This is a genomic window from Exiguobacterium sp. s78 (genome assembly GCF_018618985.1).
GTDB classification, from domain to species: domain Bacteria; phylum Bacillota; class Bacilli; order Exiguobacteriales; family Exiguobacteriaceae; genus Exiguobacterium_A; species Exiguobacterium_A abrahamii.
Genome location: NZ_JACSNB010000001.1, coordinates 1676665 through 1700686, shown reverse-complemented (window position 1 = coordinate 1700686; position 24022 = coordinate 1676665). Strand labels below are relative to the sequence as shown.

The 24022-nt window shown below is 47.8% G+C and carries 27 protein-coding genes and 1 riboswitch; of the genes, 23 read left to right on the top strand and 4 right to left on the bottom strand.

Annotated elements, in window-relative coordinates:
- Positions 1–117 precede the first annotated feature (117 nt).
- From KNQ18_RS08885 to KNQ18_RS08850, 8 genes are all read left to right on the top strand, one after another.
- On the top strand, positions 118–1812 hold the full coding sequence (locus KNQ18_RS08885; protein WP_214804514.1) for an IucA/IucC family protein: 1695 nt from the start codon (positions 118–120) through the stop codon (positions 1810–1812).
- A complete protein-coding gene (locus KNQ18_RS08880; protein WP_064300162.1) occupies positions 1769–3394 on the top strand; it encodes an IucA/IucC family protein in 1626 nt (541 codons plus the stop codon). Before KNQ18_RS08885 ends, KNQ18_RS08880 begins: the two co-directional genes overlap by 44 nt.
- Positions 3381–4577, top strand: a complete 1197-nt coding sequence (locus tag KNQ18_RS08875) for an AMP-binding protein (RefSeq protein WP_214804516.1) — start codon at positions 3381–3383, stop codon at positions 4575–4577. Before KNQ18_RS08880 ends, KNQ18_RS08875 begins: the two co-directional genes overlap by 14 nt.
- On the top strand, positions 4565–4816 hold the full coding sequence (locus tag KNQ18_RS08870) for a phosphopantetheine-binding protein (RefSeq protein ID WP_215084592.1): 252 nt from the start codon (positions 4565–4567) through the stop codon (positions 4814–4816). Before KNQ18_RS08875 ends, KNQ18_RS08870 begins: the two co-directional genes overlap by 13 nt.
- Complete coding sequence (locus KNQ18_RS08865; RefSeq protein WP_215084590.1) at positions 4809–5807, top strand: DUF6005 family protein; 999 nt, start codon at positions 4809–4811, stop codon at positions 5805–5807. Before KNQ18_RS08870 ends, KNQ18_RS08865 begins: the two co-directional genes overlap by 8 nt.
- Positions 5755–6582 (top strand): sugar phosphate isomerase/epimerase family protein, encoded by an 828-nt coding sequence (locus KNQ18_RS08860; RefSeq protein WP_214724626.1) that lies wholly within the window; start codon positions 5755–5757, stop codon positions 6580–6582. The genes KNQ18_RS08865 and KNQ18_RS08860 overlap by 53 nt, the downstream gene beginning before the upstream one ends.
- Positions 6583–6676: 94 nt before the next feature.
- Positions 6677–7789: a glycerol dehydrogenase gene (locus KNQ18_RS08855; protein WP_149427081.1), complete on the top strand. Its 1113-nt coding sequence runs from the start codon at positions 6677–6679 to the stop codon at positions 7787–7789.
- Positions 7790–7935: 146 nt separating this feature from the next.
- The gene (locus KNQ18_RS08850; RefSeq protein WP_215084588.1) at positions 7936–9087 is read left to right on the top strand and encodes an FAD/NAD(P)-binding protein; all 1152 of its coding nucleotides are present in this window, start codon (positions 7936–7938) and stop codon (positions 9085–9087) included.
- Between the two features lie 61 nt (positions 9088–9148).
- Here KNQ18_RS08850 and KNQ18_RS08845 read toward each other — a convergent pair whose 3' ends face one another.
- Both KNQ18_RS08845 and KNQ18_RS08840 read right to left on the bottom strand, forming a co-directional pair.
- Positions 9149–10093, bottom strand: coding sequence for a peptidoglycan DD-metalloendopeptidase family protein (locus KNQ18_RS08845; protein ID WP_215084586.1), 945 nt, complete (start codon positions 10091–10093; stop codon positions 9149–9151).
- A 258-nt stretch (positions 10094–10351) separates the two neighbouring features.
- Entirely contained in the window at positions 10352–11089 is a 738-nt protein-coding gene (locus KNQ18_RS08840) for a peptidoglycan DD-metalloendopeptidase family protein (protein ID WP_149427083.1), read from the bottom strand.
- 308 nt (positions 11090–11397) lie between these two features.
- On the opposite strand from KNQ18_RS08840, the gene KNQ18_RS08835 reads away from it, so the two are divergent.
- From KNQ18_RS08835 to KNQ18_RS08800, 8 genes are all read left to right on the top strand, one after another.
- Positions 11398–11877 carry an NUDIX hydrolase gene (locus tag KNQ18_RS08835; RefSeq protein ID WP_251133332.1) on the top strand — a complete coding sequence of 160 codons (480 nt, stop codon included), beginning with the start codon at positions 11398–11400 and terminating at the stop codon, positions 11875–11877.
- An 88-nt stretch (positions 11878–11965) separates the two neighbouring features.
- Positions 11966–12841 (top strand): SDR family oxidoreductase, encoded by an 876-nt coding sequence (locus tag KNQ18_RS08830; protein ID WP_029341323.1) that lies wholly within the window; start codon positions 11966–11968, stop codon positions 12839–12841.
- Between the two features lie 13 nt (positions 12842–12854).
- Entirely contained in the window at positions 12855–13043 is a 189-nt protein-coding gene (locus KNQ18_RS08825; protein ID WP_029341324.1) for a hypothetical protein, read from the top strand.
- Between the two features lie 152 nt (positions 13044–13195).
- Complete coding sequence (locus KNQ18_RS08820) at positions 13196–13576, top strand: GntR family transcriptional regulator (RefSeq protein ID WP_029341325.1); 381 nt, start codon at positions 13196–13198, stop codon at positions 13574–13576.
- The gene (locus KNQ18_RS08815) at positions 13569–14246 is read left to right on the top strand and encodes an ATP-binding cassette domain-containing protein (protein WP_215084584.1); all 678 of its coding nucleotides are present in this window, start codon (positions 13569–13571) and stop codon (positions 14244–14246) included. Before KNQ18_RS08820 ends, KNQ18_RS08815 begins: the two co-directional genes overlap by 8 nt.
- Positions 14243–15058 (top strand): hypothetical protein, encoded by an 816-nt coding sequence (locus KNQ18_RS08810; protein ID WP_214724636.1) that lies wholly within the window; start codon positions 14243–14245, stop codon positions 15056–15058. The genes KNQ18_RS08815 and KNQ18_RS08810 overlap by 4 nt, the downstream gene beginning before the upstream one ends.
- Before the next feature lie 10 nt (positions 15059–15068).
- The gene (locus KNQ18_RS08805) at positions 15069–16163 is read left to right on the top strand and encodes a hypothetical protein (protein ID WP_215084582.1); all 1095 of its coding nucleotides are present in this window, start codon (positions 15069–15071) and stop codon (positions 16161–16163) included.
- 82 nt (positions 16164–16245) lie between these two features.
- Positions 16246–16539 carry a hypothetical protein gene (locus KNQ18_RS08800; RefSeq protein WP_214724641.1) on the top strand — a complete coding sequence of 98 codons (294 nt, stop codon included), beginning with the start codon at positions 16246–16248 and terminating at the stop codon, positions 16537–16539.
- A gap of 29 nt (positions 16540–16568) precedes the next feature.
- On the opposite strand, the gene KNQ18_RS08795 is transcribed toward KNQ18_RS08800, so the two are convergent.
- Complete coding sequence (locus KNQ18_RS08795; RefSeq protein ID WP_215084580.1) at positions 16569–17057, bottom strand: DoxX family membrane protein; 489 nt, start codon at positions 17055–17057, stop codon at positions 16569–16571.
- A 127-nt stretch (positions 17058–17184) separates the two neighbouring features.
- On the bottom strand, positions 17185–18369 hold the full coding sequence (locus KNQ18_RS08790; RefSeq protein ID WP_215084579.1) for an MFS transporter: 1185 nt from the start codon (positions 18367–18369) through the stop codon (positions 17185–17187).
- Between the two features lie 190 nt (positions 18370–18559).
- On the opposite strand from KNQ18_RS08790, the gene KNQ18_RS08785 reads away from it, so the two are divergent.
- From KNQ18_RS08785 to KNQ18_RS08755, 7 genes are all read left to right on the top strand, one after another.
- The gene (locus tag KNQ18_RS08785; protein WP_023467853.1) at positions 18560–18985 is read left to right on the top strand and encodes an OsmC family protein; all 426 of its coding nucleotides are present in this window, start codon (positions 18560–18562) and stop codon (positions 18983–18985) included.
- Positions 18982–20235 carry a beta-N-acetylhexosaminidase gene (nagZ, locus tag KNQ18_RS08780; RefSeq protein WP_215084578.1) on the top strand — a complete coding sequence of 418 codons (1254 nt, stop codon included), beginning with the start codon at positions 18982–18984 and terminating at the stop codon, positions 20233–20235. The genes KNQ18_RS08785 and nagZ overlap by 4 nt, the downstream gene beginning before the upstream one ends.
- A 22-nt stretch (positions 20236–20257) precedes the next feature.
- Positions 20258–20360, top strand: a riboswitch (TPP riboswitch).
- 82 nt (positions 20361–20442) lie between these two features.
- Positions 20443–21036, top strand: coding sequence for a thiamine phosphate synthase (locus KNQ18_RS08775; RefSeq protein WP_215084577.1), 594 nt, complete (start codon positions 20443–20445; stop codon positions 21034–21036).
- Entirely contained in the window at positions 21033–21977 is a 945-nt protein-coding gene (locus KNQ18_RS08770; protein ID WP_215084572.1) for an FAD-dependent oxidoreductase, read from the top strand. Before KNQ18_RS08775 ends, KNQ18_RS08770 begins: the two co-directional genes overlap by 4 nt.
- Positions 21974–22174 (top strand): sulfur carrier protein ThiS, encoded by a 201-nt coding sequence (thiS, locus tag KNQ18_RS08765; protein WP_023467856.1) that lies wholly within the window; start codon positions 21974–21976, stop codon positions 22172–22174. The genes KNQ18_RS08770 and thiS overlap by 4 nt, the downstream gene beginning before the upstream one ends.
- Positions 22175–22176: 2 nt before the next feature.
- Positions 22177–22941: a thiazole synthase gene (locus KNQ18_RS08760; RefSeq protein WP_215084570.1), complete on the top strand. Its 765-nt coding sequence runs from the start codon at positions 22177–22179 to the stop codon at positions 22939–22941.
- Positions 22938–23945, top strand: coding sequence for a ThiF family adenylyltransferase (locus KNQ18_RS08755; RefSeq protein WP_215084568.1), 1008 nt, complete (start codon positions 22938–22940; stop codon positions 23943–23945). The genes KNQ18_RS08760 and KNQ18_RS08755 overlap by 4 nt, the downstream gene beginning before the upstream one ends.
- The last annotated feature ends 77 nt before the right edge of the window (positions 23946–24022 follow it).

Genomic DNA, 24022 nt, shown 5'->3' with positions numbered 1-24022 from the left:
GAAACTTGAAAACGTTTTACTTAAAATAAGTGCGTATACGCACCATCAAAAACGGGGAAACCCGTTTTTCTATTGATATGGAATGAGAATGATTTTCAATAAGGGGAGGAACAGAGCGTGCGAACATGCGAAGAACAAATCGAGCGATTAGCGACCGAGGTGACGCTTCAATCGTTCATGAACAGCTACATCAGAGAAGTGAACCCGGGCGAATGGGTCAACGAGAGACCGTTTGATGCATCCGAGACATCCTCTTTTTATTGGATGAAGCCATATCTCATTGAAATCAAACGTCGTTCCATCATCGGACGCCACGAGATTGGAATGATCCGTGAAGAGACAAAGAACGGATGGCGGGAAGTTTCAGCCATGTCTTGTATCATCACCTGTTGCATCAAGCTTCAAGATCAACATCCGGATCAAACGGACTTACTCTTTCGCGTTCTTGACAGTCACCGGACTGTGCAATTGATTTTGGAGGAACAACTGAACGCACAAGAGCAACAGACGTTCATCGATTATGAACAACGCTTGTGGTGTGGTCATTGGTTCCATCCGACCCCGAAAAGTAGAGTCGGTATGACCGACTGGCAACAAAAAGCGTATGCGCCTGAATTCCGTCAGCCGTTTCAACTTCACTATTTCACAGTACATGAGACATTGCTCGAAGAACGTTCAGGTAGCAACGAGACGATTACTCAGCTGATGAAAAATCAACTGGATAACTCAATCCAAGCGACGGCGCAAGAGCGAGTCATTCCAATTCATCCGCTTCAAGCCGAGTATTTGTTACGTCAGCCGACAATCAAGCAATGGATCGAGCAAAGTATTCTCCGTTATCATGGCGCAACTGGACCACTCTATAACGCGACTTCGTCGATACGGACCGTCGAAGCACTCGACCGAAGTCATATGTTGAAGTTATCCATACCTGTCCAAGTGACGAACTCAAGACGCGTCAACAAGCGGCACGAATTAGAGGCCGGTTATTTGATGCATCGATTGTTTTGTCATCTGTCTCTTCCTGATACGTTTGACCTCATTCACGATCCTGCGTATTTAGCGATCCGGACTAAAGAAGAGACCGGATTCGAAGTCATCCTGCGAGACCCTGCACCCCACGCGGTAAATGTTGCAGCACTCGTCCAACCGGCATTACCGAATTCGGAATCTCTCCTGCTGCGGCTCATTCGGCAGTCAGGATTAATCGAACCGGAACACGTCACTCGGTGGTGGAAACAGTACTTAGAGTTGACGTTAGGAGCGATCGTTACACTGTATGAAGAACAAGGAATCGGTCTCGAGGCACATCAGCAAAATAGTCTCATCACATTCGAAGACGGATGGCCGGTTCAATATCACGTCCGGGATAATCAAGGCTATTACTTAGCAGACACGAATCGAGATTCCTTCATCCTGCTGGAACCGGAATTGAAGCATACGACGTTGTTCTACCCAGAAGAAGTCATTGCTGAGCGTTTGACGTACTACATGATTTGGAACCATCTGGCGAGTGTCATCGACCGATTGGCAGCAGATACATTATTGAACGAAGAAGTTGCTATCGCGTTACTGCACGAATGGTGTCAGGTACGAGTTGAAAGTCTAGAAGGGCGAGGCAGAGCTTGGCTTTTGATGTTGTTAGAATCGCCGACACTTCCATATAAGGCGAATTTACTAACACGCCTACAAGGACTCGATGAACTCGAAGTCGAGGGAGAACGAGTTTGTTTCGTCGAGTTGGATAATCCGTTACGGGAGGACAACTATGCTTTACGACAGCAAAACACGTATCTGCAAACAACTTCTTGAGAGTTTGTTATTCGAACGGATTCTTCCTTTTACTGAAATGATTGTCGGAATGAAGCATCGTTTTACATTCCACATAAAAGATAGTGAAGTGACAGTCGAGGGCAAACGCGGTCCGTTCGACCGGATTCGGCTCGACATCAAGACGTTACGCTCATCGAAGTCATCTGGCGTCAACGACTGGTTTGAGCATCTTTTGACGCAGTTGCCGATCTCGGACGACTTTCAGGAAGAGTTGCGACGTACACATGATTTTGATGACTTGTCGCAGCAACATCGTCTACCAATCCACCGAGCAGGCTTGGATTATGAAGAGTTGGAACAGACCATCATCGAAGGGCATCCCTATCATCCTTGTTATAAATCAAGGATTGGTTTTTCGCGAGCTGATCACGAGGCATATGGACCTGAAGCGGGCAATCGCTTCCAGTTACATTGGATTGCCTTACCTTCTACGCTCGTTCAAGGGAATGGAATCTTACCTATTCCACTGATTCTTGGAGAATCGCTTCTACATATGTTTTTAGTCAAACTGGAAGAGCTCAATCAAACCGATTATCAGATTCTTCCGGTCCATCCGTGGCAGTGGTCACGTATCCAACAGGAAGTGGCACAAGTCGGAGGTGTCGACTTAGGAGAAGGTGGTGTCTTCGTACAAGCGACGCAGTCGATTCGAACCGTTTTTTGTCCAGGTCACCCCGAACTACCGCATATCAAATTGCCGCTAGACTTGAAGCAAACGTCAGCCGTTCGGACTTTTTCCGTTCCGAATGTCGTGGCAGCTCCTGCGGTATCGGATTGGTTGAAAAAACAGGCGAGTGAATTGCCGGTGACGCTGTTATCTGAATTTGCTTCATCTGTCGTTTCGAGCGGTCCACTTGCGGGTCGGGTCGGCTGTGTCTTTCGAGAAAATGTCTTGACGTATGCTCAACCGGGCGAGCAAGTCATGCCTTTGACGGCACTTGCTCAAATCGAGGTCGACGGAAGACATTTTCTAGGTCCGTGGTTGGAACGATATGGTCATGAACGGTGGCTCCGTCGATTCTTCGGCGTCTATCTCGAACCAGTCATCCGACTTGTGACCGAGAAAGGAATCGGTGTGGAAGCTCACGCACAAAATACGTTACTTGTCTTACGGGATGGATGGCCGGAACGGATCATTCTCCGCGATTTTCATGATAGCGTCGAGTTCGTCACCGAGTTGCTCGATGATCCATCGGATGTACCCGATTTTAAGAGGCTACATCCTGATTTTGATGCACCGCTCAATACCTATTATGAAATGTCACACCCGCTTGCCTTACGCGAGCTGCTGTACGATACATTATTCGTCTATCATTTGACGGAACTAGCGTATCAACTTGAACTGACGGAGAACTTGAATGAAGCGACGTTCTTTGATTGGATGCATCAGACGATCGAGGGGTTGCCGATTGATCGAGACCGACTAGAACGAATCGGATGGTACGAACAAAGAGTAACGGCAGAAGCCTTACTGGCACCACGGTTTGGTTTGACGAATCAAATCGATGTAAAAAATTCACTAGTTCAACGAGGAGAGGAAGACGATCATGCTATGGATTGAGAAAGAATGGGTGACAGAAGAAGAATTGACGATACATGAACTGGTGAAGCAATCGTTCATAACGGAAGGGAAGACCGTAGCCATCTGTACGTCAGATACAAAAGCGTGGTTAGCCCTCTGTCTTGCGATGCGACGAATGAATGGAACAATCCTTCCCATTCATCCGGATACGCCTGTTTCCGGTGCTAAACGATTAGCGATACAAGCCGGATGTGGCTATTTGATTTATCAAGAGACCATCATTCCGCTTCCGGAAGCGGAAAAACGTGCGGATGGATTGATTCAATTCAGTTCCGGTACGACGGGACAACCCAAAATCATTCACCGGACATGGGAGTCGATCGAGACGGAACTGAATGCCTATACGAACAGTTTTCCGCTGACGACGAAAGCGACGATCGTTGCTTGTCCGACGACGCACTCATTCGGATTACTGTGTGGAGTGTTCGCGACTTTAAGACGCGGAGCGACACCAGTCATCCTACAAGACTTCTCGCCACGTCATGTGCTAGCAATCCATCGTTTGCATCCGGACGCTATCATCTATACGGCACCGGGACTGGCGTATGCGATGAGTTTGTTCCCGGAATCAGTTCACGCAGTGATGATTTCCGGGATGACATTACCAGAAAAGTGGTTCCGTTCGATTGAACGTAAGACACATCATTTGCTTCAACAATATGGCTGTTCAGAAATCGGCTGTATCGCACTTCATCCGAATCCGCCGAGTCCGCAAGCGATCGGATTTCCACTAGAGCATCTTGAGATTGAAACTGGAACGAAGGGAAAACCAGCAGAATTAGTCGTTTCGCAACAAGGCGTACGGATTGGTACGAAGGATTTAATGTACGTTGAAGACGGGCTGCACTTTCTTAGCCGACTCGATGAGATGATCAATGTGTCTGGCTTATCCGTCTATCCCGGGGAAGTCGAAGATGTCTTGTATCAGCTTCCGACCGTCGAGGCTGTCGTCGTCTTTAAACGAATGGATTCGTTTCAAGGAGAGCGCGTCTGCGCTCAACTCGTGACGACGGCATCAGAGGAAGAACTGAAACAGCATTGCATGAAGCATCTCGCACCACATCAACGACCGACGGAGTGGCAACTCGTTGAGCAAATCGAACTGTCTGCGAATGGGAAAGTGAGTAGAAAACGATTGGGGGAACAAGCATGTCCCGTTTAACGATTGCGCAATTCGAAGATATACTGAGCGAACAGCTCGAATGGTCATCATCTGTCGCTGTCTCGACAACAGACTCTCTACGAGATGATCTAGGACTGGATTCGATGCGTTTGATTCATCTGTTGCTTCACCTTGAATTGGAACACGGATTAGTGATTCCCGATGAGCAAATGTCAGTCCTTCCCAAAATGCGAGTAGAAGAGTTGATGTCTGTTTTACAGGAGGCCATACATGATTAAAGTGCACTGTCTCGTCAGTTGCGTCTGCGAGACGATTAAACGATCGGCCGCGGACCATCGTCCCTATTACTTTGGCGTGTGGGACTCTTCGTTTTCCTTGTCAGCCGATTATGTCCTCTCGCATCATGATGAAAAAATCAACCATCAGGAGATGCTTGTTTGGTATGAACGTCTTTACGGAATCCCAGTCGAAGAATGGTACGATCACAAACAGTCAAAAGAAGAAAATATCGCTCAGCTGATTCAACGGATCGAACAGAAAAATAAGGACGAGTCAGTGATCGTCATGTTGGATTTAGCTAGTCTACCTGAGCGCGAAAATAAATTTCACCATGATGTGTTTCCCCACTACGTCATGTTAGAGGCGACAGAAGATCCGGAAATATGGCACATGCTTGATCCTGATTTTCGGTATGAAGGTGATGTTGCACGCGAGCGTATTCTGGAAGCGGTACGCCATCCTGCTGTCGCTGGTGGTTTTGCCTTTCGAAATACGGATGTTCGAATACCAGACGCGACGACGGTAAGTGCTTATTTCATGAGTTGTCTAAACGTACATCATCCATTGACTGAGGCGGTCAAACGTGTTGTGCATCACTATCGTGAACAACCTGAGGGACTACCGAATGCCTTAAAGCAGTTACCTGTGATTGCCATTCGAAAATATGCCTATGAGCATGCATTTGCTTATTTATATGAAGCGATTGGACGCGACTTGCAGACATCTGATTTTGAAGAATGGACGGATGAGGTTGAAACATTAGTCAATCAATACTCTGTCATCCAGCATCGGGCTGTCAAATACGCTGTAACGCGTCAACCGGAAGTGTACTTAGAAATCGAACGATTGATCGAAGAACAATGGGCACGGGAGAGTGCAATCAAACGGCAACTCGTCGACACGTTCCATGCGTATCAACGACAGGAGGGAATTGAACATGAAACTCGCACTCTGTACGATCAGCTATCGGCATCATCTGCGTTCATTTAATGATTTGATCGATTTTGCTTCAGAAGAACACTTTGACGCCATTGATATTTGGGGAGTTCATGCTGAACATTTAAGAACAGAAGAAGTCGATCGGCTGAAGTCGTCCCATCTGAACGTCAGTATGTTGAGTCATTATTTAAATTTAAACGCACCGATGTCAGAACTACTTGCGGAGACAAAACGACTCTCGCAATTAGCGACACGAATCGGAACTGAGCGTATCCGCATCTTTGCTGGTAATGAGGCGAGCCATACCTTATCCGATGCCAAATGGGATCAACTCGTTTATCGATTGAACGGGATTTGCCGTGTCCTTGATCCTGCAGGACAGCGATTATTACTTGAATTTCATCCGAACACTGCAACAGATACGGTAGAGGCAACGGTTCGTTTGCTACAAGCGATCAACCATCCGGCATGTCGGATCAACTTTGACGTCTTGCATGTCATCGAATCAAAGGCAGATCCCGTCGAAGCATACTTCAGACTTGCATCGTGTGTGGATCACCTTCATTTAAAAACAGTGGCGAATGTTGAACAATTTTCAGTCTTTGAACCAGCAAATGTCTATGCGGCAAGCGGATCACGGGAAGGGATGGTTCCATTATTCGAAGGTATCGTCGATTATCACCGGTTCTTTGAAGACGTATCGGCTCATCTCGATCACTTGACGGCAAGCCTCGAATGGTTCGGTCCTGATCCGGACGAGCGATTAAGAGAAGATCGGAGTCTCATCACACAAGCTCTTGAAAGAGTACCCGTTTTGTCAAGATGATTCGACTTGATGGGGTTTAAACGTCAGCAGAAAAGGCAATTCCTCTATTGTATGTCATTGACCATCGTGTCCCTTACAGAAAGGATGTTGAAACATGTCAGAACGTGTCTTCATTAGTCCCTCAAAGTATGTCCAAGGAAAGGATGTCATTGACCGGCTCGGTACATATGTGAGCCCGTTCGGTGAAAAAGCGCTCGTCATCGCGGATGATGTCGTTTGGAAAATCGTCAAGGAACGTGTTGAGCATTCGTTGTCCGGCGAAAATGTCGGCATCGAGAAAGCGGACTTTAGTGGTGAAGCCTCACGGCATGAAGTGAAACGAATCGCTGAGCAAGCAAAAGCAGCAGATGTCCGGTTCGTCATGGGTGTGGGAGGCGGAAAGACGCTTGATACGGCAAAAGCCGTCTCGGATGAGCTGAACGTCTCCGTCGTCATCGTTCCGACGCTTGCTTCGACCGACGCACCGACGAGTGCCCTGTCCGTCATCTATTCCGACGAAGGGATTTTCGAAAGTTATCGCTTCTATAAGAAGAATCCCGATCTCGTTCTCGTCGATACAAAATTGATCGCCCAAGCACCAGCGCGCTTCTTCGCGTCCGGAATCGCCGATGCGCTTGCGACGTGGGTTGAGGTACGGAGTGTCGTCGCTTTTGGTGGACAAACGATGGCAGGGGGACGACCGACGATTGCGGCACAAGCGATCGCCAAACGGTGTGAGGAAGTCTTGTTCGAGCATGGTCGCTTGGCGTATGAATCCGTTCAAGCGCAAGTCGTCACACCGGCACTTGAAGCCGTCGTCGAGGCGAATACGCTCTTAAGTGGACTCGGTTTCGAGAGTGGTGGGCTAGCTGCAGCGCATGCGATCCATAACGGGTTCACAGCGCTTGACGGTGAGATTCACCACTTAACGCACGGTGAGAAAGTTGCCTTTGGTACACTCGTTCAACTGGCGCTCGAAGAACATCCACAAGAAGAAATCGAGCGGTACATCGCGCTCTACACGGATCTTGGCTTACCGGTGACGCTCGAAGACGTCAAGCTAAAAGATGCGTCGCGTGAAGACATCGTCAAGGTCGGCGAGGCAGCGACTGCTGAAGGCGAGACGATCCACAGCGGTTTCAACGTCACGGCGGACGAAGTCGCGGATGCGATCATCGCAGCTGACCGCTATTCGAAAGCGTATCTAGCGAAACATGCTTCTTCCTGATTGATGCGTTTAAATCCGCTTCCTCTACCGAGAGGAGCGGATTTTTTATGGGCTTTCGTCGAATGACGCTTGAATTCTTCTTAAAAACACGCTATCGTTATAAAACGTAATGATTACGATTTAATTCAGATAAAGGAGTTTTTGTGATGACGGATCGATATGAATGGGTGATTGTTGGCGGAGGAATTCATGGAATGACGGTATTCAATGCCTTACGTGAAAAAGGAATCGATCGGGAGATGATACGGATCATCGACCGTCATCGGCAACCATTGATGAACTGGCGTAAACAAACCGAACGGATCGGCATGCCTTACCTACGTTCAACTCGGGTGCACCACACTTCGACGAATCCGACGAGTCTCAGGCATCATGCGGAAGAACAGGATTATACACATCAAGCCTTCAAGGATACATACGGGCGACCATCCTTGGAATTATTCAACGACCATGCCCTTCAATTGGCGCAACGAAATGAAGTGGAGGCGAGCTGGGTCCAAGGGGAAATCACAGGACTAAGACGAGAGAGCGGAACGTGGATCGTCTCGACAGACGAAGGTGAGTTACGAGCAAACCGTGTCGTTCTCGCCCTCGGACAATCGGAGCATCACGTCATGCCAGAGTGGGCGAAATCGGCGCGTCACGTTTTCTTATCGAAGCACGATACACCACCGGTCGTCATCATTGGAGGTGGAATCAGTGCCTTGCATCATACGATTCAATGTGCCGAGCGCTATCCCGGGCAGGTGACTCTCCTTTCACGACGTCCGCTCGAAAAAAGTGCGTTCGATGCCGATCGGAAGTTCATGGGACCAAAAGGATTGACACCATTCAAGTCCTTGTCGGCTAGTGAAAAACGAGCATTGATCGTACAGGAGCGTCGCCCCGGAACGGCAACACAGGACTTGATTCAACGTGTTCGTCATCTGATTCGGGAAGGAATCATCACTCATGAGATCGGTGAAGTCGAGCAGGAAATCGGAAGCGGAGTGAAGCTGACAGATGGTCGCATCATCACCGCTGAATCGATTATTTGCGCAACGGGTATCCGTCCGATGGTCGTCGAAGGATCTTGGCTTGAAGCGGTACAGCAAGAGTTGAATCTGCCATTGTCTCCTTGCCGGACACCGTTATTAGATGAAGAAACCTTTGAATGGGGAGAGAACTTATTCGCGACAGGCAGCCTCGCTGACTTGACGGTCGGACCGTTCGCTCGGTCGATTTACGGGGGACAAGCCGCAGCACGTGCGATCGTCTCGACGATTGAAGAGGAGCAGACTTCACTTGCTTCCGTCTAAAAGGATAAAAAAAGGCCCGACCATATGACGTCATTGATGAGTCATGGGGTCGGGCCTTTTTTTAGAGGTAATCGAGTGGATTGACGCTGCTACCAGCTGATGTTGCGCTGTAGACGTACGATCCCTTATGGAGTTCAAAATGTAAGTGTGTTCCGAAAGCGTTACCTGTCTCGCCGACTGTACCGACTTTTTGACCTTGGGCGACGGTTTGACCGACCGAGACGGAGCGGCTATTCATATGTGCATACAGACTGATGAACGGCGATCCGTTGACAGTGTGTGAGACCATGACGTAGTTGCCGTATGCGCCTTTGAACTGAGACGTAATGACCTTACCGCTTGCTGTCGCATAGACTGGAGTACCTTTTGCTGCGCCATAATCGATACCGTTATGGAACGTATAGCCGTAAGCACCGCTTGCCTTACCATATCCTTGCGTGATCGGACCACTCGTTGGTGTCGCGAAGCTTTTTGACGTCGACGTCGAGACTTTTGATGCACCACTGCTGTTTGTCAGTGTCAAGACAGCATATTTCGAGACGTAGTCAGCGTGAACGAATCGTTTGTCGCCACCGTATAGGAACTTGATCCAGTCACCTGTACGACCGAGGTAGCGGAATGTTTCGCCTTTATCGACACTTCCGACGACTGCACTGCTCGTCGAGTTGCTGCTACGAACGCGAAGATTGTCGACGTTGATTTTAATCTTATAGATACGTGTTACAGAATATTTCTTAACATATGTAGAAGAGACGTAGACTTTTTTTGAACCATAGAGGATTTTCGTCCAGTTCCCTGTCCGTCCGAGATACTTGTATGTGTCACCTTTTTCAAAGCTCGTGACCGTACCGTAAGATGTCGAAGGACCCGTCCGAGCGCGTAAGCCGTCCTCCATGACCTTCACCTTATAGAACGTCGTTGCAGCATCCGCACGCGGGATGGCAAACGATGCAAAACTTGCAACAGCGATTGCTGTCGCCGAGACACCTTTCCAAAAACCATGCATGATTCATTCCTCCTGAATATGTAATCTGTATGACTAAACCGTTATGTAAATTTCATAGATGAGTATAACATTTACGAATTTGTTTAAATGTTACATTCACATTTCGATATTATTTCAATAAATTATATTAAACGGACTTAATTTTATTCTTTTTCCAATAATCCATAAAATTCTTTGACAAGATTGGATGGAATTGGATAAGATGAAATGCCCACTGAAAATCAAAAAAGGTACCTCAGATGAGGTACCTGGAAATGCTTATAAGAAAGCGAGTGGGTTGACACTGCTTGCTGCTGAAGAACCGCTGTAGACATAGTTTCCACGGTGGATTTCGAAGTGTAAGTGTGATCCCGAAGAGTTACCAGTGCTCCCGACAGCTCCAATGTTCGCGCCTTTCGGGATCGATTGACCGACGAAGACAGAACGTTTGCTTAAGTGAGCATACACCGTTGTGTACGAAATACCGTTCACTTTATGTTCGACCATGACATGGTTACCATAAGCTCCCTGATATGACGACTTGATGACTTTTCCGGCAGCGGCTGCTTTAACTGGTGTTCCAGTAGGTGCTCCGAAATCGATTCCGTTATGGAACGTGTAGCCGTATTTCCCGCTAGCATTTCCGTATCCTTGTGTGATTGATCCGCTTGTTGGACGCATGAATCCAGTAGACGAAGAGAATGATGCTTTTTTCGCTGATTTACTAGAAGCGCTATACTTCTTGACGTAACCAGAATAAACGAAGCGTTTTTCGCCTTTATGCATGATCTTCGTCCAGTTTCCTGTCCGACCAAGGTATTTGAATGTTTGACCCGCATTGACGCCGTCGACGATGCGGTGTTTTAACGATGGACCAGTCCGGACGCGGAGTCCGTCTGCTTTGATTTTAACTTTATACGATGAGCCAGAAGCGGCTTCAACCTTACCTGTACCCGTAGCTGCAAAACCTGAAACAACGAGGGCGCTCATTGCTAACGTCGTGATTGTTCGTTTCATGAATGTTCCTCCTAAGTTGAATATCTAGTGTTGTCGTCGGAATGACATCTATAGAAGTGGATGCGTTTAGTGTGTGTTGAAGTGAGTGATGCGGTCATTTGACTAACGAGAGTATAGCATTCAAACATCAGACGGTTGTGTTTCAATTTGATTGCTTAAATATATTCTAATAACAATTGTTGTAATATTGAATACATATTCAATCTCAAAATCCCTTAAAATCAAGATGAATCCGTGTTACAACGAGATGAATTTGATGACAAAACGCAATCGTGGGAAATGATGAGAAAGTATGGGAGTCTAATAAGATGAGAGTAGGTAATGGAATGGATTTGACGTTTACAGTAAATCAAAAAAAGCTTAATATTCGCGCAGTAGCGCTGTTGATTCAAGATGGACATCTGTTGATTCATCGCCAAGGAGAAGATGATTTTTGGTCATTACCGGGAGGACGCGTCCAGTTCGGTGAAAGTGGTGCCAAAGCGATTGAACGTGAAATATTAGAAGAACTAGGTCAGTTGATTGAGCCACCGGTCTTCCGTTTCCTGCATGAAAATTTCTTTAAGTACGCTGATCACGAGTTTCATGAACTAGGAATGTTTTATGAAGTCGTTTGCAAAAAACCGCTGCCTTTATTAACAGAGGATTTTTACGGTCCAGAAGGTGAAGGGTTGACGTATCGCTTCGTTCCGTTCAACAAACTGGATCAGTATACATTGTATCCAAGCGAACTATCAAACATGCTCCAAACGAATGTATTCCCAACACTGTTGACGAATGACATCTGACTTTTCCAGAAAAACGTTTATAGATGTATCGCAAGGGAATGGTTAATCATGTAGTTCATTCCAACAGTGATAAGGGAGCTGATCGTTCATGAGAGAAGAACAGTTCGAAGCGATGCATCAAGAAGCACGAGGGCAGACGCAGGAACAACAACCCGGTGTCGAGTACGCCATGAAACCAGAACCGATTTACGATGATCCGGACTATGTCGGTTCAGGAAAACTGACGGGGAAGGTCGCGCTGATCACGGGCGGGGATAGTGGAATCGGTCGTGCCGTTGCTGTCGCTTATGCGAAAGAAGGGGCAAACGTCGCGATCGTTTACTTAAATGAGGGGAAAGACGCGGAAAAGACGAAATCGTTGATTGAAGGCTACGGGGTCAAAGCCTTAAAAATCGCAAAAGATGTCAGTCAACCGGAAAATGCACAAGAGATCATCGATACGGTCATTGCAGAATTCGGTCAATTGAACATTGTCGTCAATAATGCCGGGAAACAATTCCCGCAGGATGATTTTCTTTCGATTACACCAGATCAATTGAAGGAAACGTTCGAGACGAATGTCTTTTCGATGTTCTATTTGATTCAAGCGGCGCTTCCGCATCTGCATAAAGAAGATGCAATCATCAATACCTCATCGGTGACGGCTTATCGTGGGGCACCGACGTTGATCGATTACTCAGCGACAAAAGGGGCAATTACGACATTAACACGTTCACTCGCCTCGAGCTTGATTGAGAAGGGAATCCGCGTTAATGCCGTCGCACCCGGTCCGATTTGGACGCCACTCATTCCGGCGACGTTCTCGAAGGAGAAAGTCGAGTCGCATGGGGAAGATACATTAATGAAACGCCGGGGACAACCGTCGGAAAATGCACCGGCTTATGTCTATCTGGCTTCTCGCGATTCAAGTTACATCACGGGTCAGACGATTCATATCAATGGCGGCGATTACATCACGTCTTAAGGGGGAGATCAAGATGAAGAAAAATCCGAATGAAGTGCCAGAACGCGAACCGGATCATCAACCGGACGAGATACCGCAGACACCACCGAGTGAGGTGCCAGATACGCCACAGGAAGACCCGGTCCGTCAGCCGGAACCGGATACGTTTCCAGAACCGACCGAGATTCCGGATACACCGCAGGAGGATCCGAATCCCTATTAATGAGTGAAGTGACCACTATCCAAAATTGGATGGTGGTTTTTTCGTGATAAAGAAGACAAACTATCTTGACAGTCAAACTGTATGGTGAGTATGATACAGAAGAGAAGTGTATTATTGTTTTAATACATTAAACAGGAAAGGGAGGTCTACCGATGCAGTTCGACCAAAGAAGCCCGGTGTATCTGCAGGTCGTCCGTTGGTTCAAACAACGAATCGCGACCGAGGAATTGCAAAGCGGGCAAGAGATCCCGTCCCGCCGCGAAATCGCCGCACAGCTCGGAATCAATCCGAATACCGCACAAAAAGCATACAAAGAGATGGAGGAGCAGCAATTGATTACGACAGAACGGAATGTCCCGAGTAAGATTACACGCGATCCACAAGTCGTCCAAAAAGTACGTGCTGAGATGCTAGAAGAAGCCGTCTCTGAATTCATCGATGCCGTCAAGGCAATTCAAATTCCACTCGATGAGGTCGTCTCGAAGATCGAGACGGTGTATCAGGAAACAGAACGGAGGAAGATCGATGCTTGAAGTCCATGGCTTACAAAAGAAATACGGGAAAAAACCAGTTCTTCAAGGCGTCTCGTTTTCTGTTCCGATGGATCAATTGACGTGTCTGATCGGTTTGAACGGTGAGGGGAAATCAACGATCCTGAAGGCAATCGCAGGTCTCGTCCCAGTCAACGCGGGAACAGTTCTCGTCGATGGCGAGATCAACCGAAACAAGATTGCCTTCGTTCCAGATATCCAGACGATGCCCGGTTACATGACGGTTGGTGATGCGCTGACGTACATGGCGGATTATTATTCCGACTGGAACCAAGCGACAGCGGATGAGCTGATTCGGATCTTCCAGCTACTCTCGACAGATAAGATCACGGACTTATCAAAAGGGAATCAGGCGAAGGTTAGCTTGATCCTCGGATTTGCGCTCGATCGTCCGTACTTACTACTCGATGAACCATTCGCTGGGATCGATCTGTTTACGAAGGAACAGATTGCAGGACTATTCTCGAGTCACTTCATGGAAGGACGCGGCATCCTGATGACGACACACGAAATTCAGGAAATCGAGCATTTGATCGATCGAGTCGTCTTCTTACAGGACGGTCGGATCATCGATGAACATGAGACAGAAGAGATGCGAGAACTGTACGGGAAATCGGTTCAGGACCGGATGCGGGAGGTCTATTTGCGATGAAACAATACATACAATTGACGAACGAAGAAATTAAGCGGAGTTTTAAGATATATGTAATTGCGGTCCTTGTAATGGCTGCGATTGAGCTGGTGTCGGTCGTTGTAAAAGTCAAACTACATGAGCGCAGAATCGAAGATTATATGAAGTCTAATACAGTGACTCTATATGAAACGTTTGATCAAATCGGTAAACTATCTTTTCCTGATGCAACCTCATGGTTTAGTTACGTCATATTAATTGGAATGGCGTTAGTCATCATATATTCAATTCAAATATGGTATCGGGATTGGTTCGGTGAGACGAAATATATGTACCGTTTGCTGATGCTTCCAGGGAATCGAGCAAGTATTTTCTTTTCAAAACTAACATCTGTATTTCTTATCATCATGAGTTTCCTTGGTATTCAATGGCTCTTAATTCAAGGTAGTCGATCTATTTTTAGATGGGTCATTCAAGATGAGTATATGGGAAAAGAGGGAACTGGGACGCTTGGAAGCACTCTAGGCGAAATTTACTCAATGAATCTGACGAATTTGTTAGTCATTCTTTCAGTTTCTTTTCTCATTGTTAGTTTAATTTTTTTACTTGTATTAATTGAACGGTCGTATCGAAAATGGAGTGGATTTATTCGAATTGGAATCGAAATTCTTTTTGTAATTGCCTATACGTTTTCTAGTTTATATTTCTTAGAACGAACAGACTTATTATTAAATCTGGAGAAAACTATTTTATTAGTGAGTTTATTTGTCCTCTATTTTGCTTATGTAATTTGGAGAAGTCTACGTTTACTAAAATGGAAAGTTGCTGTTTAAGGAGGACACTATGCGTTCAATAAAATATTTTTTGATTCTGGGAATAGTCAGTATCGTATCTATAGGAATCTATGTAGGACAAGTGTTATCAGTAGATAAAACTAATTTTGTAGTTGAAACAATAAAAGGTAATCCGAAGCAAGATGCTGTTCAAAACATGAGACTTATTTTAAATGAGTGGAGTCGTAATCCGAACGGATATTCTATTGATATTGAAGGTAACGTACAGAGGATTGATAAATCTATCCTATTTTATATTTTTCAAGACGAAAATAGATGGGAAGAGTCTCCTCGTGAATTTCGTCAATTTATTTTTAAACACGATACCCATTTGTACACTCAAGATTTAGTGACGTATGGCTTACGTGCTACAGGTGATGGGGAAATCGAACTTCAATATTGGGATGTATCGACGAAAAAGTTGACTCGGAAAACATTTGATATTTCTGAAATTCAACAAAATCGATCCATTCGTTTCTCTCCGTTTCAACGAATGGGTAATATGCTGCTAATTGAATCGTATATTCCTAACCGAGAATCAGTGAGAGAAAATATCTTTAGTATAGATTTAAATGATGAGACAGTATCAAAAATTAAGTTGCCAAGTCGTTTAGAGAAAGGCGATGTTATTCGATCTTTTAATGACGGAAAAATGATTGTGGAACAAATGCACCAATTAAAAGATTCAGATACAATGGAAGTAAAAATCGTTGTAAAAGATGGACAGAAAACAAAACAACTAAATCGATTTGCAGACTTTCCTAACGGTACTTATATCATGAAAGAAGGAAGATATTTGGTAGGAATTGAAGAGTCGGATGAATCTTCTGAGCAAGTACAGTTAAGATGGCACATCTATGATATTGAGTCTGATCGACAGTTCGTTAAAACGATAAAATTAAAATCGTTTGCTAAAAACGAAGTTATTTCATACTCAGTTGTTAATGCAGAAAACGACCATATATATATTGCATATCGGATGGAAAATGGAGCAGTCAAAGCGATTGTCGTCAATCCATTAACAGCCGAAACAGTATTTGAAACAGAAATTAAAAATAAGGGATCGAAGAATAAACTTATGCTTGAACAAATTATTACAAATTAATAAAAGTAACCACTTTCCACTCCTAATTTGAAACCTTCCGTTTTCTTCCAACGTATAAAGACTATACAAAGGGGGAACTCACATGCAATTCTTGATTTTTGTCGTCTTTGCAGGTGCCATGTATTGGTTCTACTACAATTTCTTACTCGGGTACCGTAAGAAAAACATCACAATGACGTTCGACGATCGGTTTTATTCACTCGACGAACATGTTGCAGCCATCGAACAAAAGCTCGCAACGGATGGGCACTCGGCACGTTATCTCGGTGACCGTCACTTTGAAGTCGATGGTAAACCTTATCTGTTCCTCGAGCGGACAGTCTCAGTCGGTGGGGTTCCGACACAGCAGACGATTCTCGAGCAGCAAAAAAAATAACTCTCCCGCGTGCGGGAGAGTTATTTTCGTTAGACGGGAATCCGATCCAGGGGATGCGGTTGCTGCGACGAGCGATACCAACGGATGATCCAGTGATCGATGCCGATTTGATACGCAAAGCGTCCTGCAGCCAGTAAGGCGATTGAAGTTGCTAAGAACACTGGGTTCAACGCAATCGTCCCAGCGAGTAAGTAATTGAGATTCATGATGCTTCCGACGACCAGTGCAGGAACCGTCAACAGACTAAGAATCAACAGGATCCCGACGACGAGTTCCGCGAACGGAATCAAGGCGTTGATCAGCCCGACGTTCGGTAAGGCAAGTTGCTCAATCCACGTCGCGTACCACGAACTGACGAGTGCGTCTTCGCCAGTTGACTTCGCGAGTGCTCCTTCAAGAAACGGCCGTGCATCAAAGCCATTGATGTACTTACCGATTCCAGCGATGAACCACTGGATTCCGAGCCAGAGTCGGATGATCGTCAACAGACCGAGACCGATGATGTGTAATGCTTTCACTTTCAGACACTCCTCTACTACAACATAGTCCCCATCATACTGAAAAATCATCAGCGAGATGGGGACTATCATCATAACGTCATCGAACCGTCATCGACCTGTTACAAAAAAGGGTAAGGTAGCGGTTTCATGAGCGTTGATCGAGGCGATGACTGATTGCAGTCAATAAAGCAGCAACGAGCGCAACCAGTCCACCGACGAGTGCCGTGTTCATCATCGGACCTTTTGCATAGACGATGCCACCGAGTGCCGAACCAAAAGCAATCCCGACGTTACTCGCAACCGGCATCAATGAAGCAGCGAGTCCTTTTGCTTCCGGATTGAACTTTTCAGCAAGGTCGATCAAGTAGATCTGTGTCGAAGTCGTCAGTAAAATCGACATCAACGACATCAAGGCGATGTTGAACAGACCAAGCGGAAAGGATGCTGTCGTGAAGTATAACGCAGCAAGAACGACTGCTTGCACGACGAAGACGAACCGTAAGCGTCCCATCGGATTTTTGCTAGCAATCTTTCCGGCAAGGATGTTACTGAAGATCGAGACGACGCCGTAAGCGAGCAAGATCGGACTGATCCACGTTTTCGCAATCCCAAGTTCTGTTTGCAGAATTGGTACGAGGTACGTGTAGACGACGTAGGTTGCCCCAAACCCAAATGACGGAATGAAGAAGGCGATCAGGATCCGTGGGTTGGCGAGCAATCCGAGCTGTTCCTTAATCGAACCAGAACCCGTCGATTGCTGGACCGGAACGATCTTTAAAACAGCGAGGAACGCGATTATTCCCATGACCGTCGTCAGCCAGAACGTGGCTTCGAAGCCAGCGTGTTGACCAATGAACGTTCCAATCGGGACACCGAGGACGTTCGCGAGTGTGAAACCACCGAAAATGAACGAGACGGCAACACCGCGCTTCGCGACAGGTACACCGTCACTTGCGACGACCATTGCGAGTGAGATCAAGACACCAGTCAGGATGGCTGTCAGAATGCGGGTTGCGAGCAATACTTCGTAACTTGGTGCAAAACTACTGGCAAGATTCAGTAAGACCCAGGCTAGTAAGAGACGTAGGATCAGGCGACGCCGTTCCAGATGACCGGTCATCGACATGACGATCGGCGTACCAATCGCAAAGGAGATGGCAAATGCCGAGACGAGCGTACCGGCTGTTGCGATCGTGATATCAAGGGCTGAGGAGATTTCAGCGAGGATCCCGACGATGACGAATTCGCTTGTTCCGAGAACGAATGTCAGGAGCGACAACGTAGCAATCAAGAGCCAATCGTGTCGACTTAAACGAGTAGTAGGTGACATGGATGATTCCTCAATTCTAGCGCTTACGCGCGAAACTATGAGTAACAGGATAGCATGAAACGATTTCGTCGGGTATCGCAAAGCGAGATTTCGGGAAAAGAACCATTATTCGAAATAGCGTGTGAATTTCCAGGCTTGCTGTTTTTTGCGTATACTACAGAAGAAGACTACTTATAAAGGAGTGGAAACGATGCAAGCGACAGTGACATGGAACAAACAGATGGGGTTTAGTGGACAGACGGAATCAGGGCATCATCTTGCGATGGACGCAGCACCCGAAAACGGTGGTGAAAACCAAGCACCACGACCGACCGAACTCTTGCTACATGCCGTTGCCGGCTGTACTGGAATTGATATCGTCTCGATTTTAGAGAAGATGCGCTTGACGATCACCCATTTCGAAATGGATATCGAAGGAGAACGGGCAGAGGATCATCCGCGGCGCTTTACGTCGATCTCGATTCATTACCGGCTCGAAGGTGATCTCCCGGAAGATAAGGTCCGTCGTGCCATCTCGTTATCAAAGGATAAATATTGTTCGGTCTCGCAATCCCTGAACGCTGAGATTTCCGTCTATTATTCGATTAATGGTGTGCGAAGCGAGGATCCTTTGTGAAGAAAACCGTACTGATCGGTTGTCTGTTGCTTGCAGGGTGTGCGCAGGAGACGACGGAACCAACGAAATCATCACAACCGGAAGCGAAGCAACCAACAGAAGAAAAGAAACCGAAACCTGAACCAACGAAAGAGGAACGACAACAAGCACGATTAAAGCAGCAACTTAAAGCGATGTCGACGTCAGAAAAGATCGATCAACTGCTCTACATCGGAGTCGCCGGCACGGAACTTTCAGCAGCTGACCGGAAATTGTTACAGACGCATGCGATTGGCGGGGTCTTATTGCTCGGCGGAAACATTACGTCGGAAGAGCAACTCTTGACGTTCACGCGTGCGATTCAAGAGACGAACCAAAAACCGTATGCGTTCGTCGGGATTGATGAAGAAGGCGGACGCGTCAGCCGGGTACCGGATCAACGATTACGTCTACCGACGAGTCAACGGATGGCGCAAGGAGCAGATGAAGTGAAAATGGAAGACGTCGGACGTACGCTCGGACATTTGTCACGTTTTTATGGCTTCAACATGGACTTCGCGCCGGTCCTTGACGTCAACAGTAATCCGAACAATCCGATCATCGGCGACCGTGCGTTAAGTGCTGATCCGAATACCGTCGCGACGCTTGGTACGGCCCTGATGCACGGGATGCAGGAGACGGGAACGATTCCGGTCGTCAAACATTTTCCCGGTCACGGCAATACGAGTGTCGATTCCCATGTCGGGCTACCGAAAGTGACGGCATCAAAGGAAGAATTGAAGCGGACGGAGCTGTTACCGTTCCAAGAAGCGATTCAAGAGGGCGCCGAGATGGTGATGGTCGCCCATATTCTCTATCCCGCGTATGACGATATGAATCCGTCCTCGCTCTCAAAGCCGATCTTGACTGACCTCTTGCGTCAACAACTCGGATTCAACGGTGTCATCATCACGGATGATCTCGTCATGGGGGCGATCACGAAACAATATGGTCTCGCAGAAGCGGCACGTCAGTCGCTCGTCAATGGAGCTGATATGGCGATGTTTTCAGAGGCAGGTGCTTACACAAAGGTCCATGCTGAAGTGATGCAAGCCGTCAAAGAAAAAACGCTGACGCCGGAGATGCTCGATGCCAAAGTAATGCGCATCCTGAAGCTGAAGCAGACGTATGCCGACAGCCAAGAGCAACAGCGACCGACGAAATCGGAGCTGATTCAGCAAGTGGAAGCCTCAACTAGGACTAGCGAAGCAAAGCGACTCATGCTAGACTAATGGGGCAAGCCAATTAAACACGAAAAGACACTAGGGGAGTCTCCCAGCAGACTGAGACGGAAGTATCCGGACCCTTTGAACCTGATCTAGTTCGTACTAGCGGAGGGAAGTGGCTCGAAATCCTAGATATCCTTAGCGCTTCAGCGCATTTTCGGACCACTCCCTTCAACATCGGGAGTGGTCCTTTTTCGTATGGAAAGGAAGAACATGATGCGTCTACATCTGATTTCGACGGGATCCATCCATCCGATTGACGAAATAAAGACTTTTCAATCGCTTCAACCTTATACGGATCAGCTACATCTACGTGAACCGAACTTGTCAGCAGCAGAATTACTTGATCTGATTGACGCACTCCTTGCGCATGGTTATTCGCTTGATCAGTTAACCGTTCATGACCGGGTCGATGTCGCCCATGTCGCCGGCATCGGTGTGCAGTTGACGCGCCGTTCCTTGCGTGTCCGCGATGTGCGACGTCATTTTCCGGACCTCGTCATCGGGAAATCCGTTCATTCACTAGCAGAGGCACTAGCAGCAGAAGCGGAAGGAGCCGACCGACTGCTGTACGGTCATATTTATCCAACAGCGTCGAAGCCGGACATGCCACCACGAGGGATTGACGCCTTGAAGCAAGTCGTAACCTTCACGACGAAACCAGTCATTGCAATTGGTGGGATTACACCAGAACGCATGCCTGAAATCGCAGCGACCGGTGCAACCGGAATCGCTGTCTTATCGGGTATTCTCGGTCAAGCGGATCCGCTCGCCGCCGTCAAGCGTTACCAGGGGGTACGGGTATGACGAATCACATCATCATCGGTGGTGGAGTCATCGGTTTGACGCTTGCTTACGGTCTCGCCTGTCAGAATGAATCCGTCGTCGTCTTAGAACGTGGAACATGCGGACAAGGGACAAGCCGAGCGGCTGCCGGGATGCTTGCGACAGACATCGAGCTGAGAGCGGAATTGCATGCACTTGCCGCACGTAGTCGTCGTCTGTATCCGTTGCTTGCACGTCGTCTCGAGCGAGAGACAGGCATCGATTGTGGGTACCGGGAACAACCGTTTTTGTTAAAACGTAAAGGGCGCGAGCATCTGTTTCCGGCTGTCGGTCAAATCGATCCACGACGACTGACGACTGCATTGATGTATGCCTTACACGCACGTGGCATATCGATTGAAGAACAGGTGGAAGTCACACGCATCGAAGAGAGCGATGACTTCGTCAGGATCGAGTCGAACGCAGGAACGTGGGCCGGACGAACGGTGACGGTCGCTGCCGGACGCGGGTCGCAAGCCTTGCTCGATACAGTCGGTATTTCGATCGCCACATATGGGGTCAAAGGGGAATGTCTCGCCGTCCGTCTCGCGGGTCAGCCGTTACGCTCGATCCTGTTTGACGACGCTGTCTACCTTGTGCCAAAAGCAGACGGACGAATTTTGATCGGTGCGACAGAACTGCCGTACGACGAGACGGTCGGTGTCAGTGTCGCTGGGATCACGTCACTGCTTCAAGCAGCAAAACGACTGTATCCACCGATTCGTGACGCGGTCATCGAAGAAGTCTGGTCCGGTGTACGACCACAAACGGTGTCCGGCTTGCCATATATCGGAGTCGCCGATTCATCCCGTCGGATCTTCCTAGCGACGGGGCATCATCGGCATGGCATCTTACTCGCACCGACGACAGCGGAAGTCTTGGTAAATACATTACGGTTGATTCAGAAGGAGGAAGTCCGATGAACATTACGATTAACGGCAATGACCACACGATCGAACAGATTAAAACGATCGAGGACATGCTCACGCAACTCGGCTTAGGGGAAAAGCTCGTCATCGTCGAACAGAATCGACAAATCATCGATCGCATGGCGTATGGTCAGACAGTCGTTCGGGACAATGACACATTTGAAATCGTTCATTTCGTAGGAGGAGGATAAACATGCTGAAAATTGAAGAAAAGACATTTGAATCACGATTATTACTCGGAACAGGGAAATATACGGATGCTACCGTACAGCAAGAAGCAATCGATGCGTCTGCTTCACAAATCTTGACGTTCGCCGTCCGTCGGCTCGACATCTTTGACAAACAACAAGCGAATTTTTTGGAGTCGCTTGATTTAGCGAAGTACGATTTACTGCCGAACACGGCCGGTGCGAAGACGGCGGAGGAAGCTGTTCGGCTTGCGAAGCTTGCGCGGGCATCCGGTATGTGCGACATGGTTAAGGTCGAAGTGATCGGTTGCGACAAGACGTTACTACCTGATCCGATCGAGACGTTACGGGCTTCTGAAGAATTACTCAAAGAAGGTTTCATCGTCTTACCGTATACGTCGGACGATGTCGTCCTTGCACGGCGACTCGAGGAACTCGGTTGTCACGCCATCATGCCGGCAGCGTCACCGATCGGTTCCGGGCAAGGCATTCTCAACCCACTTCATCTACGATTCATCATCGAGCAGACGACGGTCCCGGTCATCGTCGACGCCGGGATCGGCTCACCGACCGACGTCGCCTATGCGATGGAACTAGGAGCGGATGGTGTCTTATTGAACTCCGCTGTTGCCCATGCTCAAGATCCGGTCAAGATGGCGCACGCCATGCGACTAGCTGTCGAAGCAGGGCGCTTCGGATACGAAGCGGGACGTATCGAGAAGAAACAGTATGCGGTCGCGAGTAGTCCAACGAGTGGATTGATTCGATGAACCGTTACTCACGGCAAACTCGATTTCAACCGATCGGGGAAGCGGGACAAGCACGCTTGGCATCAGCGAAGGTGCTGATCATCGGCATGGGAGCGCTCGGAACGGCGTCGGCAGAGCAACTCGTCCGCGCCGGTGTCGGTGTCGTCCGAATCGTCGACCGCGATTATGTCGAGTGGAGTAATCTACAACGACAACAGCTTTATACCGAGGAGGATGCGCGTCATATCGTACCAAAAGCGATTGCCGCAAAAGCACGGCTTGAAGCGATTAATTCGACGGTGACGATCGAAGCGCATGTAGTAGACGTCGACCGGGCAGCCCTGACGTGGCTTCTCGATGATATCGATCTGATCATCGACGCGACGGACAATTTCGATATTCGTTTGCTGATGAACGACATGGCGTTGATGCGTTCGATTCCGTGGATTTATGGTGGCTGCGTCGGCAGTTATGGGATCACGTTTACCGTCCGTCCCGGGGAGACGCCGTGTCTGCATTGTCTACTCGATCAATTACCGCGTGATCAGGAGACGTGTGATACGGCGGGAATCATCGGACCAGCTGTACAGATGGTCGCTTCCTTGCAGGTGACAGAAGCATTGAAGTGGTTGAGCGGAAAGACGGACGCCATGCGGACGCGCTTGCTTGCGTTTGATGTCTGGTCGAATACGTTTCAACAAATTAACGTCCAGTCACTGAAGCAAACGGAGTGCCCGTCGTGCGGCATCGAACCGTCCTATCCTTACTTATCGGATCAAACGGTTCATTTCACGGCACTGTGCGGTCGGGATGCCATTCAAATCCGCGGAGACGGACAGCGGGATCTGGAACAGTTGAAACAACGTCTCCAGCCGGTCGCTGCGATTTCCGCCCATAATCCATATTTGCTGGCGTTTACGACGGACGAACATCGGATGGTCGCTTTCCGAGATGGACGTGTTCTGATTCATGGTGAGGCGGATCTCGTCAAAGCGAAACGGCTCTATCATGCCTATTTCGGCTAACGTTCACAAAACAGTAAAACTAATTTTAAATATATATGTTTTAAACGTTTGAAAAACAGGTAAATAAGACTTCAGAC